The 15,448-nt window shown below is 70.7% G+C and carries 13 protein-coding genes; 5 read left to right on the forward strand and 8 right to left on the reverse strand.

Annotated features, from left to right (window positions below; translation table 11 throughout):
• Nucleotides 1-83: 83 nt before the first annotated feature.
• Entirely contained in the window at nucleotides 84-1,289 is a 1,206-nt protein-coding gene (locus KN815_RS36170; protein ID WP_216346078.1) for a geranylgeranyl reductase family protein, read from the reverse strand.
• Between the two features lie 170 nt (nucleotides 1,290-1,459).
• Here KN815_RS36170 and KN815_RS36175 point away from each other — a divergent pair, with 170 nt between their 5' ends.
• On the forward strand, nucleotides 1,460-2,821 hold the full coding sequence (locus KN815_RS36175) for a dipeptidase (RefSeq protein ID WP_216346079.1): 1,362 nt from the start codon (nucleotides 1,460-1,462) through the stop codon (nucleotides 2,819-2,821).
• A 127-nt stretch (nucleotides 2,822-2,948) separates the two neighbouring features.
• On the opposite strand, the gene KN815_RS36180 is transcribed toward KN815_RS36175, so the two are convergent.
• From KN815_RS36180 to KN815_RS36195, 4 genes are all read right to left on the reverse strand, one after another.
• Entirely contained in the window at nucleotides 2,949-3,983 is a 1,035-nt protein-coding gene (locus KN815_RS36180; RefSeq protein ID WP_216346080.1) for an NUDIX hydrolase, read from the reverse strand.
• Between the two features lie 208 nt (nucleotides 3,984-4,191).
• Nucleotides 4,192-5,109, reverse strand: coding sequence for a carbohydrate ABC transporter permease (locus KN815_RS36185; RefSeq protein WP_216346081.1), 918 nt, complete (start codon nucleotides 5,107-5,109; stop codon nucleotides 4,192-4,194).
• Nucleotides 5,106-6,020 (reverse strand): carbohydrate ABC transporter permease, encoded by a 915-nt coding sequence (locus tag KN815_RS36190; RefSeq protein ID WP_216346082.1) that lies wholly within the window; start codon nucleotides 6,018-6,020, stop codon nucleotides 5,106-5,108. The genes KN815_RS36185 and KN815_RS36190 overlap by 4 nt, the downstream gene beginning before the upstream one ends.
• A 12-nt stretch (nucleotides 6,021-6,032) precedes the next feature.
• Nucleotides 6,033-7,316, reverse strand: coding sequence for an ABC transporter substrate-binding protein (locus tag KN815_RS36195; RefSeq protein ID WP_216346083.1), 1,284 nt, complete (start codon nucleotides 7,314-7,316; stop codon nucleotides 6,033-6,035).
• Between the two features lie 213 nt (nucleotides 7,317-7,529).
• Between KN815_RS36195 and KN815_RS36200 the strand changes: the two genes are divergently transcribed.
• Nucleotides 7,530-9,587 (forward strand): NPCBM/NEW2 domain-containing protein, encoded by a 2,058-nt coding sequence (locus KN815_RS36200; RefSeq protein WP_216346084.1) that lies wholly within the window; start codon nucleotides 7,530-7,532, stop codon nucleotides 9,585-9,587.
• Nucleotides 9,588-9,931: 344 nt separating this feature from the next.
• Here KN815_RS36200 and KN815_RS36205 read toward each other — a convergent pair whose 3' ends face one another.
• Complete coding sequence (locus KN815_RS36205) at nucleotides 9,932-10,909, reverse strand: ROK family protein (RefSeq protein ID WP_216346085.1); 978 nt, start codon at nucleotides 10,907-10,909, stop codon at nucleotides 9,932-9,934.
• 145 nt (nucleotides 10,910-11,054) lie between these two features.
• Here KN815_RS36205 and KN815_RS36210 point away from each other — a divergent pair, with 145 nt between their 5' ends.
• Together KN815_RS36210 and KN815_RS36215 are read left to right on the forward strand one after the other, a co-directional pair.
• Complete coding sequence (locus KN815_RS36210) at nucleotides 11,055-12,116, forward strand: LacI family DNA-binding transcriptional regulator (RefSeq protein ID WP_216346086.1); 1,062 nt, start codon at nucleotides 11,055-11,057, stop codon at nucleotides 12,114-12,116.
• 168 nt (nucleotides 12,117-12,284) lie between these two features.
• Nucleotides 12,285-12,737, forward strand: a complete 453-nt coding sequence (locus tag KN815_RS36215; protein ID WP_216346087.1) for a hypothetical protein — start codon at nucleotides 12,285-12,287, stop codon at nucleotides 12,735-12,737.
• Nucleotides 12,738-12,760: 23 nt separating this feature from the next.
• Here the strand turns inward: KN815_RS36215 and KN815_RS36220 are convergent, their stop codons facing one another.
• Entirely contained in the window at nucleotides 12,761-13,144 is a 384-nt protein-coding gene (locus KN815_RS36220; RefSeq protein ID WP_216346088.1) for an SHOCT domain-containing protein, read from the reverse strand.
• A gap of 138 nt (nucleotides 13,145-13,282) precedes the next feature.
• On the opposite strand from KN815_RS36220, the gene KN815_RS36225 reads away from it, so the two are divergent.
• Nucleotides 13,283-13,951 carry a GAP family protein gene (locus KN815_RS36225; protein ID WP_253209454.1) on the forward strand — a complete coding sequence of 223 codons (669 nt, stop codon included), beginning with the start codon at nucleotides 13,283-13,285 and terminating at the stop codon, nucleotides 13,949-13,951.
• 77 nt (nucleotides 13,952-14,028) lie between these two features.
• Here the strand turns inward: KN815_RS36225 and KN815_RS36230 are convergent, their stop codons facing one another.
• Complete coding sequence (locus KN815_RS36230) at nucleotides 14,029-15,240, reverse strand: hypothetical protein (protein WP_216346089.1); 1,212 nt, start codon at nucleotides 15,238-15,240, stop codon at nucleotides 14,029-14,031.
• Between the last annotated feature and the right edge of the window lie 208 nt (nucleotides 15,241-15,448).

Consider the following 15,448-nt stretch of genomic DNA (forward strand, 5'->3'; position numbering starts at 1 on the left):
CCCGGCGCATCACCGCCGCGCGACGCCACCGCCGCCCGGCGCGTCACGGCCGCGCGGCGCCCGAGCGAAAGCGGCTAGCACAGCTAGCTCCGGTCCATCGCCGCCAGGGCCCGGCGGGCGGCCGGGTGGGTGCGGATCAGGTCGCCCAGGGTGGTGGTGCCGCGGGTGATCTTCGTGAAGGTGCGCCACGCCGGGCGGAAGCCGGTGAGCGCCGCGTGGAACATCCCGGGGCGGCGGGCGAAGATCGTGTACAGACGGCGGCCGACACCCATCTCCACACCGAGCCCCGCCTTGATCGCGAAGGCGTAGTTCAGGGCCTGCCGGCGGGCGTCCACCGCGTCATGTGCCTCGGCGACGCGCACCGCCCACTCCCCCGCGAGCCGGCCCGAGCGCAGCGCGTAGGAGATGCCCTCGCGCGTCCACGGCTCCAGCAGCCCGGCCGCGTCCCCGCACACCAGGACCCGGCCGCGCGACAGCGGCGAGTCGTCGGCACGGCAGCGGGTCAGATGGCCGGAGGAGATGCTCGGCTCGAATCCGGCGAGGCCGAGCCGGGCGATGAAGTCCTCCAGATAGCGCTTGGTCCCGGCGCCCTCGCCGCGGGCCGAGATGACGCCGACGGTCAGGGTGTCGCCCTTGGGGAAGACCCAGCCGTAACTCCCCGGCATCGGGCCCCAGTCGATGAGCACCCGGCCCGCCCAGTCCTCGGCGACGGTCTCCGGAACGGGGATCTCCGCCTCCAGGCCGAGGTCCACCTGGTCCAGCTTCACGCCGACATGCGCGCCTATGCGGCTCGCGCTGCCGTCCGCACCGACCACGGCCCGTGCCAGCACCGTCGCACCGTCGGCGAGCACCACGGCGACCGTGCGCCGGTCGGGCACGGCCGGGCCGTGCTGTTCGACGCGGGTGACCGCGACGCCCGTACGGACCTCGGCTCCCGCGTCCTTGGCGGCCTCGACCAGGGCCGCGTCGAACTCCGGCCGGTTGATCAGCCCGAAGAGCGCGTGCTTGGAGCGGCGGGTGCGGGCCAGCTTGCCGTTGAGCGAGAAGGTCACCGCGTGCACCCGCTCCCGCAGCGGCAGTTCGAAGCCCGGCGGGAGCGCGTCGCGCGAGGGACCGATGATGCCGCCGCCGCACGTCTTGTAGCGCGGTAGTTCGGCCTTCTCCAACAACAGCACCCGGCGTCCGGCGCAGGCGGCGGCATGGGCCGCGGAGGCACCCGCGGGGCCCGCGCCCACCACGACGACGTCCCATACCGTCTCATTGTCCGGGGCTGCGTTGTCGCTGCTCACGTGTGGATCCGCTCCCAATCGACCGACCTGATGCGCCTTCCCGGCATCCTACGGCTCCCCGACGGATGACCCCGCTGTGGGATGATCGGCCACGCGGTATCAAGCCGTACATACGTGCCCATCGCGGCGCATCCCGCCGCTCGCCCGTCGCATCCCAAGGAGTGACCCCCATGGAGAAGGCGCCTCTCGCCGCCACCGTAGCCGCCCTTCAGCCGCGCGCCAGGGCCGAGCTGGCCGAGCTGGTGGCCTTCAAGTCGGTCGCGGACCCGGCGCAGTTCCCGCGCGACGAGTGCGAGGCGGCCGCCCGGTGGGTCGCCGACGCCCTGCGCGCCGAGGGGTTCGAGGATGTGGCGCTGCTGGACACCCCCGACGGCACCCAGTCCGTCTACGGCTTTCTGCCCGGTCCGGCCGGTGCCCCGACCGTGCTGCTCTACGCGCACTACGATGTGCAGCCCCCGCTGGACGAGGACGCCTGGCACACCCCGCCCTTCGAGCTGACCGAGCGCGACGGCCGCTGGTACGGGCGGGGCGCCGCGGACTGCAAGGGTGGCGTGATCATGCATCTCACCGCCCTGCGGGCGCTCAAGGAGCAGGGCGGGGTCCCGGTCAACGTCAAGATGATCGTGGAGGGTTCGGAGGAGCAGGGCACGGGTGGCCTGGAGCGCTATGCCGAGGCCCATCCGGAGCTGCTGACCGCCGATACGATCGTGATCGGCGACGCGGGCAACTTCCGGGTCGGGCTGCCGACGGTCACGGCCACGCTGCGCGGTATGACGCTGCTGCGGGTCTCGGTGGAGACCCTGGAGGGCAATCTGCACTCGGGCCAGTTCGGCGGGGCGGCCCCGGACGCGCTCGCGGCGCTGATCCGCGTCCTGGACTCGCTGCGCGCCGAGGACGGCTCGACCACCGTCAAGGGCCTCGAGGCGGACGCGGAGTGGGACGGGCTGGAGTATCCGCAGGAGGCGTTCCGCAAGGACGCCAAGGTGCTCGACGGGGTCGGGCTGGTCGGCTCCGGTACGGTCGCCGACCGCATCTGGGCGCGCCCCGCGGTCACCGTGCTCGGCATCGACTGCCCGCCGGTGGTCGGCGCCACCCCGTCCGTCCAGGCGAGCGCGCGGGCGCTGGTCAGCCTGCGGGTGCCGCCGGGCATGGACGCGGCCGAGGCCAACCGGCTGCTCGCCGAGCACCTCCGATCCTCGGTGCCGTGGGGTGCGCGGCTCTCGGTGGAGCAGGTCGGCCAGGGCCAGCCGTTCCGCGCGGACACCACGAGCCCGGCGTACGCGGCGATGCGGGAGGCGATGCGCCTGGCGTACGACGGCCAGGAGATGGCCATCGCCGGGCAGGGCGGCTCGATCCCGCTGTGCAACACGCTGGCCTCGCTCTACCCGGAGGCGGAGATCCTGCTGATCGGGCTGAGCGAGCCGGAGGCGCAGATCCACGCGGTCAACGAGAGCGTCTCGCCGCAGGAGTTGGAGAAGCTCTCGCTGACCGAGGCGCTGTTCCTGGGGATGTACGCGGCGGGCAAGGGCTGAGCTGCCCCTCCCTGCCGTCGCCCCGCGGCCGGTTCCGGACCGTGGGGCGAGGGCCCCGTCCCGCCAGGGGAGGTGGCAGGCCGGTGGGGCATGGGCGGGGCGGACGAGGTACGAGCGGGCCGGTGGGTCAGCCGGTCGGGACGCCCGCTTCGAGGTAGAGCGGGCGGCCCTGCTCGCGGGCGCGCAGCGCCCAGCGCAGCCGGCTCAGCCGCACCGGTGGCAGCAGCGCGGCGGCCTCGCTCTCGGTGACGAAGCGCCAGCCGCGCAGTTCGGAGCCGGGCAGCAGCACGTCCCGGGCGGCGGCGCTGGAGAGCTTGCCGCCGTCGAAGAGCAGCCGCAGGCCCCCGTAGCCGGGCGGCTGGGGGCGTTCCCAGTCGGCGACCAGCAGCCGCAGGGGCTCGTCCAGCCGTACGCCCAGCTCCTCGGTGACCTCGCGCACCCCGGCGCACATCGGGGGTTCGCCCGGTTCGACGACGCCGCCGGGGAACTCCCAGCCGGGTTTGTAGGTGGGGTCGACGAGCAGCACCCGGTCCTCCTCGTCGAAGAGCAGCACCCCGGCGGCCAGCGTCTCCGCCGTCGGCTCCGGGGTCTGCACGATGTCGCAGCTCCCGGCGCCCTCGCGGACGGCGTCGGCGATGAGCTGGGCGGTCTGGCGCGGGGTGATGCCGGTGGTGTCCACGACATGGGCATCGGCGGTCAGCCAGGGCAGGGCGGCCCGGTAGGGAGCGAGCTGGGCCAGGCACCACTGGCGTACGGACTCGTTCGCGTCCGGGTCCCCGGGTATCTCCCCGCGCCCGGCTATCCGCTCGCGAAGGATCGTTTCATCGGTGTGGAGCAGAACATGCCGCACGGGGATGCGACGGGCCGCGAAACCACCGAAGATCTCATCCCGGTACTCCTGTCTGAGGACCGTCATCGCCACCACGAGCGGACCGCCGACCTCCGCGATCAGCGCCGCTCCGGTGTCCACGACCAGCCGGCGCCAGGAGGGCAGATCCTGGTAGTCGGACACCTGTTCAAGACGTTTACGCGGCAGCATCATCCGCAGACCGTTACCGACCAGCTCCGGGTCGTAGAACGTGCTGCCGGGCATGAAGTCCACCAATTCACGGGCCGTGGCGGTTTTACCCGCACCGAACGCACCGTTCAGCCAGACGATCACATTTCCCCCTAATCCATCGCCTCCTGACAGTTGCCCGCATCACCCTGCCACGGAAACGCCCGAAGACGACCGAGTGACGGATCGCGCCGCTCCGGACCGTTTGGGCGCATGACGCGGGGCGGTGCGGTGGGGCGCGGTCGGGGGTCGTGGGGCCCTTGTGCCACAGGGGTCACCGCGGCCACATGGACCACGGTGACCCCACGTCGTATCAGCCCTTGCTGGCGCCGAGGGTGAGTCCGGCGATGAAGTGGCGCTGCAACAGCAGGAAGACCAGCACCGTGGGCAGCGCCACGATCACCGAGCCCGCCGCCAGCAGGTTGTAGTCGGTGAAGAACTGGCCGCGCAGATTGTTGAGCGCGGAGGTGATGGGCAGCTTGTCACCGTCGGAGATGAAGACGAGCGCCCATAGGAAGTCGTTGTACATCCAGGTGAATTGCAATGTGGCGAGTGCGGCGAGCGCCGGCCGGCACAGCGGAAGCGTGATGTTCCAGTACTGAGTCCACACCCCCGCGCCATCCACCCGTGCCGCCTCCGTGATCTCCTCGGGAAGGGTGCGCATGAAGTTGGCGAGGACAAAGACGCAGAAGCCCACCTGGAAGGCGATCTGGACGGAGAGCACGGCCCAGTAGGAGTCGTACATCGTCATCGAGTCCGACATCCAATAGGGCAGATCGATCTTGGTGAAGAGCACATAGAGCGGGGTGACGATGACCTGCTGCGGCAGCAGATTGCCCGCCGTGAACACCATCAGCAGCACGAGCCCGCCGCGCATTCTCAGCCGGGTCACGCAGAAGGCGACGAACGAGGCGAGAAACAGCGTCAACAGCACTCCGGGCACCGCGATGATGAGCGAGTTGATGAAGTACTTGCCCATTCCGGAGTCGTTGAACGCCTGCGCGTAGTAGTCGAACGACAGATGGCGCGGCAGCGAGAAATAGCCGTATTTGGCGGTCTCCTCGTAGGGCCGCAGCGAGGCGTAGACGGCGAGCAGCAGCGGGGCGAGAAAGGCGAGCGACACGGTCATCAAGAACGCGTGCAGCCCGAGCCTGCCACGGGTCACCCGGCGCTTTCCGGTGCCGGTCACCGGCGTCACGGTCCGTACGGGGGCGGTCCGGGTGATGGTCATCCCTTCTTCCCCCCTCGCAGTTCCTGCACCAGATAGGTCACGATGAATCCCATGGACACGGCCAGCAGGACGACGGCGATCGCGGAGCCGAAGCCGATCCGGCTGGCCTCGCCGATGATGTTGTCGGTGACCAGCACCGAGAGCAGTTCGAGCCCGTTACGGCCATGGTTGATGGCGTAGACGATGTCGAACGCGCGCAATGCCTCGATCACGGTGATGACACCGACGATGACATTGACCGGCCGCAGCGTGGGCAGCACGACCCGGAAGAAGGTCTGGGTCTCACTGGCACCGTCGATCGCGGCCGCTTCCTTGAGCGAGGGATCGACGGATTTCAGCCCGGCCAGATAGAGGATCATCACATACCCGGTGTGCCGCCAGGCGGCCGCCAGCAGCACCATCCAGATATTGAGTTCCGGGTCTCCCAGCCAGTCCACCGGGTTGTCCTTGTCGGCCAGAATCGCGTTCAGCGCGCCCTGGTCACGGGAGAAGATCAACTGCGCGATGAAGCCGACGATGGCGAGGGAGAGCACCACCGGCATATAGAGGGTGGACTGGTAGAACCGGCTGAACCGGACGCCCTTGTCCAGCAGTACGGCCAGCAGCAGTCCGAAGGGGGTCGCGACAAGGCCGAGGAAGGCCACCCAGAGCAGATTGTTGCGGACGGCGGGCCAGAACGGCGGATAGTCGGTGAAGAGGGTCTTGTAGTTGTCGATGCCGACCCAGTGGATATCGCCGATCCCGTCCCAGTTGGTGAAGGACAGGCCGATGGAGGCGAGGGTCGGGCCCCAGATCAGGGCGAGGTCGAGCAGGATGGGTATGCCCAGCAGCACGCCGATGACGGCGAGGTCACGGGAGGTGAACCTCCGGGGACCCCGCCGTTTGGCACGCCGCGCGTTGATGAGCGGCACGGCGCGAGTCTCCTAGTTGCCGGCGAAGATGGTCTTCTTCTGGGACTCGATGTCCTTGGTCAGGGAGTCGATGTCGTCCGGCTTGTTGATGAACTGCTGAATGGCCCGGATCATCACCTGGGACGCGAAGTCCGGCCGGGTGTCGCGGTCCATGAACTGGGATATCTGCTTGGCATTCGAGACGAGTTCGGCGGCCTTCTTCTGGAGCGCGTTGTACGAGGAGGTGGACGCGCCGTCGTTGACCGCGATGTTGTTCGGGTCCCGCTTCAGGTAGATCTCCTCGGCGGCGGGTGTGGCGAGGTACTTCAGCAGCTCCTTGCCCTCCTTCTGCCGCTTGGACTTCTTCGCCAGCAGAAAGCCGTCGATCGGCGCCTCGACCGCGTCCTGGCCATAGGCGGAGTCGATCTCGGGGAAGGCGAAGAAGTCCAGATCGTCGCGGTCGGCGGCGGAGAACTGCTGGCCGGGGTGGGGCAGTCCGAAGACCGCCATACCGGACTTCTTCTGCGCCAGGCTCTGGGCGGCCTCCTGCCAGGTCCGCCCGTTGCCGCCCTTCTGGTGGTACGGCATCAGCCCGCGCCACAGGTCGAAGACCTTTTTGACCCGGGGATCGGTCCAGGACTCCTTGCCGCCCATCAGGGAGATATGGAAGTCGTAGCCGTTGGCCCGCATATTGAGATAGTCGAAGGTCCCCATGGCGGGCCAGCCGTCCTTGTCGCCGAAGGCGATGGCGTCGAGGCCGTCCTTGTCCATGCGCTTGGCGAGGGCCCGGAACTCGTCGAAGGTTTTCGGGATCTCATAGCCGCGCTGGGCGAAGACGCTCTTCCGGTAGAAGACCGCCCAGGGGTAGTAGTAGTACGGCACGAGGTACTGCTTGCCGTCCTTGCCGGTGGACTGCGCCTTGAGCGCGTCGGAGAAGCCGTCGAAGCCCTTCCACAGATCGCTGATCTCGGCAAGCTGCCCCTGTTCGGCGAAGAACTGCATGCGGTACCCGGCGAACCACATGAAGACGTCGTCGGGGGTGCCCTTCAGATAGCGGTTGATGCCTTCCTGAAAGGCTTCGTGGTTGACGGTGTTGACCTTGACCTTCTTGTCCGACTTCTTCTCATACGCGTTGAACACCTCGGCGAACGCCTTCCGGGGCACGGCGTCGGAGGCGTTGGAGCCGATCTTCACTTCGTTGCCCGGACCACCGCAGGCGGTCAGCAGCGTCGGGAGGGCGACCGCGCCGGCTCCGGCCGCGGTACCTCGTAGTAGCGCACGGCGGGAGATCCGATGTCCTGACAATGACGGTGCCATGTGCCCCTCCACAGAGGTCCAATCAAACACAACCGAACGCAGGTGAGGGGATCTCACCCGGCACCCAGGCGAACCGTCAAGGGTTTTGACGAGTTATCGAACAACCGTTATCGCATCTCTTCCAACAGACTCCAACAGGGTCTACCGTAAACGCTCGCATGTGATGCAGCCATGACACTGCGTCACCCCCGTCGAGAACGGAGGACCCGCATCGTGCGCCACCGCTGTTTTCGCCCCTCGAAGCGAAGAGTCATCGGAGCATTGAGCGCCGGCCTGCTGGCGACGGCCGGCCTGGCCCTCCCGGCCGTCGCCCAGCCGTCGCACCCCGCCGAGGTCACCACACCGGCCTCCGCACCGGGCGCCGCGCCCGGTGACGGGCTCGCCCTCACCCCTCCGATGGGCTTCAACAACTGGAACTCCACCCATTGCCGCGCCGAGTTCAACGAGGCGATGGTCAAGGGCATCGCCGATATCTTCGTGGCGAAGGGGCTGAAGGACGCCGGATACCAGTACGTCAACCTCGACGACTGCTGGGCGCTGCCGAAGCGCGACGCGGACGGCAAGCTGGTCCCCGACCCGGTCCGCTTTCCGAACGGCATCAAGGCCGTCGCCGACTATGTCCACTCCAAGGGACTGAAGATCGGCATCTACACCAGCGCGGGCACCAAGACCTGCAACACCGCGGGCTTCCCCGGGGCGCTCGGCCATGAGAAGTCCGACGCCCAGCAGTTCGCCGACTGGGGCATCGACTACCTCAAGTACGACAACTGCAATAACCAGGGTGTCGACGCCAAGCAGCGCTACCGCGCCATGCGCGACGCGCTGAAGGCCGCGTCCGAGTCCGCCGGCCACCCCATCGTCTACAGCATCTGCGAATGGGGCGAGAACAAGCCATGGGAGTGGGCCGGTGAAGTCGGCCAACTGTGGCGGACCACGGGCGACATCAGCGATAGCTGGGGCAGCATGCTGTCGATCGCCAAGCAGAATCTGCCGCTCTCGCAGTACGCCGGACCCGGCCACTGGAACGACCCCGACATGCTGGAGGTCGGCAACGGCGGCATGACGGACACCGAGTACCGCAGCCACTTCTCGCTGTGGTCGATCATGGCCGCACCGCTGCTGATCGGCACCGATCTGCGCAAGGCCACCGACGAGACCTATGAGATCCTCGGCAATCGCGAGGTCATCGGCGTCGACCAGGACCCGCTCGGTAAGCAGGGCACCGTGGTCTCCTCCGCGGGCGGGCGCTGGGTCATCGCCAAGGAGATGGCGGACGGCAGCCGCGCCGTCGCGCTGTTCAACGAGACCGACCGGCCGCAGCACATCGCCACCACGGCGACCGGGGTCGGGCTGCCGAAGTCGACCGCGTACCGGCTGCGCGACCTGTGGTCGCACAAGGACTACAACACCGCCGGAGCCATTTCGGCCACCGTCCCGGCCCATGGCACCGTGCTCTACCGGGCCTCGGCCGACACGCGCTGGGCCTCCTACCCGCCCCTCGCCGAACTCGGCATCGGCGGCACCGCGCTGACCGAGGCCGGGGACACCGCCCAGGTCGTCACCACCCTCACCGACCTCGGCCGCACCCCGGCCCATCAGGTCTCGGTCCGCCTCACCGGCCCCGACGGCTGGCGGATCAAGGCCACCTCCCCGACCCGGGCCGCCTCGCTGCCCACCGGCTCGAAGCTGGCCACGCGCTGGCAGGTCACCGCGCCCACCGGGGCGGCCCCCGGTGCGTACGATCTGACGGTCGCCGCCGACTACCGCTCACCGAAGGGCGCCAAGGCCGACGCGCGGCTGGTCTCGGCGGTCCATGTGGTGGTCGCACCGCCCTCCGGCAGCTCGTACGCGAGCGATCTGCCCTGGCTGAGCGCGCTCAACGGCTGGGGTCCGGTGGAGAAGAACACCAGCGTCGGCGAGAGCGGGGCGGGTGACGGCCATCCGCTCACCATCGGGGGCACCACGTACGACAAGGGCCTGGGCGTGCACGCGCCCAGCGAGGTCACGTACTACACCGGGGGCCGGTGCTCGCGCTTCACCGCGCAGGTCGGCGTGGACGACGAGAAGGGCACCGAGGGATCGGTCGCCTTCGAGGTCTGGGCGGACGACACCAAGGTGGCGTCGTCCAGGACACTGACCAACGCCGATCCGGCCGCCGCCCTTGACGCCGCCATCGGCCAGGCGAACACGGTCCGGCTCGTCGTCACCGACGGCGGGGACGGGATCACCAGCGACCACGGCGACTGGGCCGACGCCTCCTTCACCTGCTGAGACCTTTCCACCCCACGCTGAAACCTCTCCAGCACACGGAGATCCGCCCCTTCCCGCGGCCGCCCGGGCTCAGCACTCGGGCAGCCCGGGAAGGGGCTCGTCGTTATTGCCGCCCTTGACGTGGCGGACCACGCCCATGCCGCCCCGGCCGAGCCGGCCCGTCACCCCGTGCCGCCCGCCCGGAGCCTGCCGGACAGATCGCCGCCCATGTCCACCGGTGCCACCGCTCCGCTCCCCCTCGCGCTCTCCTCGGCCCCGCCTGGCCGCTGCCGGGCTTCAGGGCTGCGGGCTGCGGGCTGCGGGCTGCGGGCGAACAGCTTAGGGGGAGACGGTGACAGCGGGGCTCAATCACCGGTCGGATGCGTGCCCGCCACCGGGCCGAACCCCTCCAGCCGCGCCTCCTGCGCCGCCGCGGCGGCAGCGCCCACCAGCCCCGCGTCGGTGCCCATCTGTGCCGGAACGACCTCCAGCCCCTGGACGAACGACAGGGTCGCGTAGTCGCGCAGGGCGCGCCGCAGGGGCGTGAAGAGCACGTCCCCGGCGCCCGCCACTCCGCCGCCGATGACCGCCACCTCGATCTCGACGAGCGCGGCGGTCGCGGCGATTCCGGCGGCCAGGGCCTGGGCGGCCCGTTCGAAGGAGGCCCGCGCGACCGGGTCGCCGTCCCGTGCCGAGGCGGCGACGGCCTGCGCGCTGGTGTCGCCGTCCGGGCCCGGGCGCCAGCCCCCGTCCAGGGCGCGGCGGGCGATGTTGGGGCCGCTGGCGATCCGCTCCACGCAGCCGCGTCCGCCACAGGGGCACAGGTCGCCGTTCAGCTCCACACTGATGTGGCCGATGTGCCCGGCGTTGCCGGTCGGGCCCGGGTGCAGCCGGCCGCCCAGGACCAGTCCGCCGCCCACGCCGGTGGAGACCACCATGCACAGCGCGCTCTTACGGCCGCGCGCCGCGCCCTGCCAGTGCTCGGCGGCCGTCATCGCGGGCCCGTCGCCGACCAGTGACAGCGGCAGTGCGCCGGTGGTCTCCCGGACCCCGGCGACCAGCGGGAAATCGCGCCAGCCGGGGATGTTGACGGGGCTGACGGTGCCCACGGAGGCGTCCACCGGGCCCGCGCTGCCGATGCCGACGGCGGCCACCCGCGACCAGTGCGCGGTGGCCGCGAGCTCCTTGAGCACGGCGGTGACCTGCCGCATCACCGTCGCGCCGGCCTCCTGGGCACGGGTGGCGCGGCGGGCCCGTACGACCAGCTTTCCGCTCCCGTCCACCAGAGCGCCCGCGATCTTGGTCCCGCCGATGTCCAGTGCGGCGATGAGGTCACGTGGCATAGGTGTCGACTCTCCTGGTGGGCATGCTGGTGGGCATGGACGTGTTCGCTGTGCGACAACAGTCTTCCCGGCGCTGACAACGTTGTCCAGGGGCTATGCTCGTCACTCCCTCCCCCACGACGACCAGCGACGGGACGAGCGCACTGTGACCGACACCGCCCCGAGCACCGCAACACGCCGTTACGGCACCCGGCCCACTATGAAGGATGTCGCCGCACGGGCCGGGGTCGGCCTCAAAACCGTCTCCAGAGTGGTCAACGGCGAACCGGGCGTCACCCCCGACACCGAGCGCCGCGTCCAGGAGGCCATCACCGCACTCGGCTTCCGCCGCAACGACAGCGCCCGCATTCTGCGCAAGGGCCGTACGGCGAGCATTGGACTGGTCCTGGAGGATCTGGCCGACCCCTTCTACGGTCCGCTGAGCCGCGCCGTCGAGGAGATCGCCCGGGCCCATGGGGCGTTGCTGATCAACGGCTCCAGCGCGGAGGACCCCGAGCGCGAGCAGGAGCTGGTGCTCGCCCTGTGCGCGCGCCGGGTCGACGGCCTCGTCATCATCCCGGCCGGTCATGACCACCGCTATCTGGCCCCCGAGATGGCGGCCGGGGTCGCCACCGTCTTCGTCGACCGGCCCGCGGGCCGTGTCGACGCCGACGCCGTCCTCTCCGACAGCTTCGGCGGTTCCCGCGACGCCATCGCCCATCTGATCGCGCACGGCCACCGCCGGATCGGCTTCGTCGGCGACCTGCCGGGCATCCACACCGCCACCGAGCGGCTGCGCGGCTATCACGCGGCGATGAGCGACGCCGGGCTGCCGGTCCATGACGCCTGGGTCTCGCTCGGCCCCACCGATCCGGAGCGGGTCCGGGCCGCGGCCACCGCGATGCTGAACGCCGCCGAGCCGGTCACCGCGCTCTTCGCGGGCAACAACCGGGTCACCGTCACGGTCGTACGGGTCCTGGCCGAGCGCCCCGAGCCCGCCGCGCCGGTGGCTCTCGTCGGCTTCGACGACTTCGAGCTCGCCGATCTGCTCTCCCCCGGGATCACCGTCATAGCCCAGGACTCGGCCCAGCTCGGCCGCACCGCCGCCGATCTGCTCTTCCGCCGCCTCGACGGCGCGGGCGGGGACCCCCAGCGGGTCGTCCTGCCGACGCGGCTGATCCCGCGCGGCTCGGGCGAACTGCCCCCGCCCGCGACGTCCACGCCCTGACCGGCCGTCCCCGAACGGCCCGCCTTCCCGCATCGCTGAGCCCTTCCCCGAACGACGCGTTTCCCCCGAACGCCTGGACGGCCCCGCTCCGGTTGCCCCGGCCCCCCACCGCCCCGAGGGTGGATGCGGAGGGCCCGGGACCCCGGCCGGCGGAACGAGGGAGACGCGATGAGCGGGCGCCGAACGCGGACGATCTGCGCGGTGAGCCTCATGGCCGTGCTGGCGCCGGCCGCCGTCGGCTGTTCGGACGGCGGGGGCACCCCGTCGTCCCAAGTGTCCCGGGCCTCCGCCGCGGTCGCCTCCGCGCGGGCGTCGGCCCAGGCCGAGCTGGACAAGATCAAGGGCGGCTCCCAGGCCAAGCACGAGGTGAAGGCCGGCCAGGTGACCCGCGACAGCGCGGGACGGTCCGTGGCTCCGCTGACCGTGACCAACCGGGGCAAGCGCACGGCCGACTACGCCATTGAGGTCAACTTCCGCAACGCGGGCGGGGACTTGGTCGACGCCGTCGTCCTGCATCTGTCCAAGGTGCCCCCGCACCGGCCCACCAAGGCCACCGCCCGCAGCCATCGCAAGCTCACCGGCCGCATCACGGCACAGGTGGGCACCGCGGTGCGGTACTGATCACCGCGGTGCCGGTGGTTCGTTCAAGCGGCCAGGACCTTGGCCTTGGCCCGCTCGTACTCCTCGGGCGTGAGGTCGCCGTGGTTCTTGAGCTCCACGAGGTGCTCGAGCTCCTCCGCCCGGCCGGTGGTGGCGCTCGTGCGCACGTACTCCCGGAAGTCCTTCTCCGCCTTTTCGGCACGCTTCATCTCGCGCATGCCCATCCCCCGCCCCCGTGCCACCAGGTACACGAAGACCCCGAGGAAGGGCAGCAGGAGGGTGAAGACGGTCCAGCCCGCCTTGGCCCAGCCGCTCAGCGAGTCATCACGGAACAGGTCGGCGAAGACACGGAACAGCAGCGCCAGCCAGAGGATCCAGAGAAAGACCCACATCGTGGTCAGGAAAACATTCAGCAGTGGGTAGGTCATCGTCAGCCTCCCGTCGGCCACGCCCGGCGCGGCCGTGAGCGCTCCGCCGGGCCCCACGTCTCCAGCTTACGGCGCCACGGTCGGCGCAGCGCCGGATGCCGTGGCGGCGGGCCATGCGTAGAAATGGGAGTCGGGAGGGTGACCGGGCGACGCGGGCTGGAAGGGCAGGCGGCCGTGGATCTCCAGATTCTCCCCCTGGCCGTCACCATGATGGCCGGTCCTCAGATCGTGGCCGCGGTCATCCTGGTGACCACCGCGCGGCCGGTGCGGGTGTCCCTGGCGTTTCTGCTCGGGGTGGCGGTCGCGACCACGGCGGGGGTCGCTCTCACCCGGTGGCTGTGCGGGCTGCTGGGGCAGGTGGTCTCGCCGGGCAGCCCGGACCACCGGGGATCGGCCGCGACGGTCGTCCAACTGGTGCTGGTGGGGCTGTTGGCACTGGTCGGTGTCAAGAACGTGGTACGGCGGCGGACGGTCGAGCCGCCGAAGTGGCTGGGCACGCTGATGGAAGCCGGTCCCCGTAAGGCGCTCACGACCGGCTTCCTGATCATCCTGCTCATGCCGTCCGACATCGTGGTGATGCTGACCGTAGGGGCGAATCTGGAGCAGCACCGGGCGGGGTTGGCGGCGGCGCTGCCGTTCATCGCCGCCACCGTACTGATCGCGGCGCTGCCGCTGCTGGTCTACCTCCTCCTCGGCGACCGGGCGCAGCGCGCGATGCCGCGGCTGCGGGAGTGGCTCACCACGCATAGCTGGGTGGTCAATGTCGCCGCATGCCTGCTCTTCATCGTGCTCATCCTGACCCCCTGACGGTCTGGCCCCTGCCCCGCTGCCCCCTGGCCCGCTGCCTCCTGGCCCGCTGGCCCCCCTGACGGCCGGTGGGGCCCCTAACGGCCTCTGCCGTGCGCCCCCGTGCGGCCCGTGGCGGCCAGGAGGGCGATCACCGCCAGGGCGGCCAGCAGGATCAGCACCAGGAAGAGCACCGTCAGCACGGTGGGGTGGTTCCACAGGGCGAACACCGCGACCGGCACCAGCAGGGCCGCCGTCGTCAGCCCCCGCCGGTGGTCCGCGGTCCAGGTACCGGCCCGGCCGGTACGCATCCCGTGGGCGGCGCCCCAGCGGGCCGCGCTGTCGGCGAAGACCTCGGCGGTGCCGCGTACCGTGCTCGGCAGCCGCCCCGGGCCGACCAGATAGGCGCCGAGCGCGACCACGACGCCGAGCACCAGCACGGTGAGCACGGTGACCCGCAGAAAGCGCACCACCGTGTCGAACAGGACCGAGGCGGCCTCCCTGGACAGCACGCTCACCGGCACATGGTCGAGGTAGTAGCTACGGCCCACCGCCAGGGCCAGCGCCAGGGCGAGGGAGGCGAGCGCGGTGCCCAGGGCCGCGCGGGCGAGTGCCCGGCGGCGCCGGTGGGCGAGCAGCACTCCGGTGCCGCCGAGGGTCACCGTCAGCGCGGGCAGCCAGTTGCCCGCCAGGTCGAGGAAGCGCGCCGACCGTCGGATGGTGTCGAGCCGGTCGGAGTGGAAGAGGACGAGCCGCTGGTGGATGTCGGGGATGCCGGTCACCGCGGGGAGCCCGGCGTCCACGAGCTGCTGTCTGACCCGCTCCACGGCGGCGCCGACGTTGAGGGTGACGGTGTGGCCCTCGACGCCGACCGGCCCGCCGCCCTGACCGGTGAGGGCACCCACGACGGCGGTGTGGGCGGCCCGGTTGGCGCCGGTCCACACGGCGGGGAACTGCTCACTGCGCACGATATGGGCCGCCACCTTCCGCACCGCCTGGTCCAGGGCCGAGTCCAGTTGCGGGGCCAGCCCCTCGATGGTGTCGGCGGCCCGTTCCGGGAGGCCGTGGGCGCGCAGCCAGGAGGCGATGTCGGCGGTGACCTCCCGGCTGTTGTGCCGGATGTCGACGGCCTGACTGACCTGGTCCACGGCGGTGTCCTGGATCGCCGGGTCCTTCGCCAGCGGGGCGACCGTCGCCACGTAGCGGTCGGTGTCCAGGACGATGTCGTGGACCCACACCGTCAGCACGGACACCGGTACGAGCAGGCAGCCGAGCAGGATCAGCAGGGCCGACACGGCGCTTCTGGCCATGCCCCCATCTCCCGCCTTCCCCGGCGGGGCCGCATCCCGGGTGACACGTGCGGGTGAGCGGATATGGCCAAGCGGATCAGCGGGCCCGGCGGCCCGGGTGGAACCGTGGGCTCCGGCGCGACGGTCCCCAACGGACGGGCGGGCTCAGCCGGGTCTACGGGCTCCCGCGAGTCGGCCTCCGGCCGGTCCGCGGCTCCCGGCGGACCGG

The organism is Streptomyces niphimycinicus, from assembly GCF_018883605.1.
GTDB classification, from domain to species: Bacteria; Actinomycetota; Actinomycetes; order Streptomycetales; family Streptomycetaceae; genus Streptomyces; species Streptomyces niphimycinicus.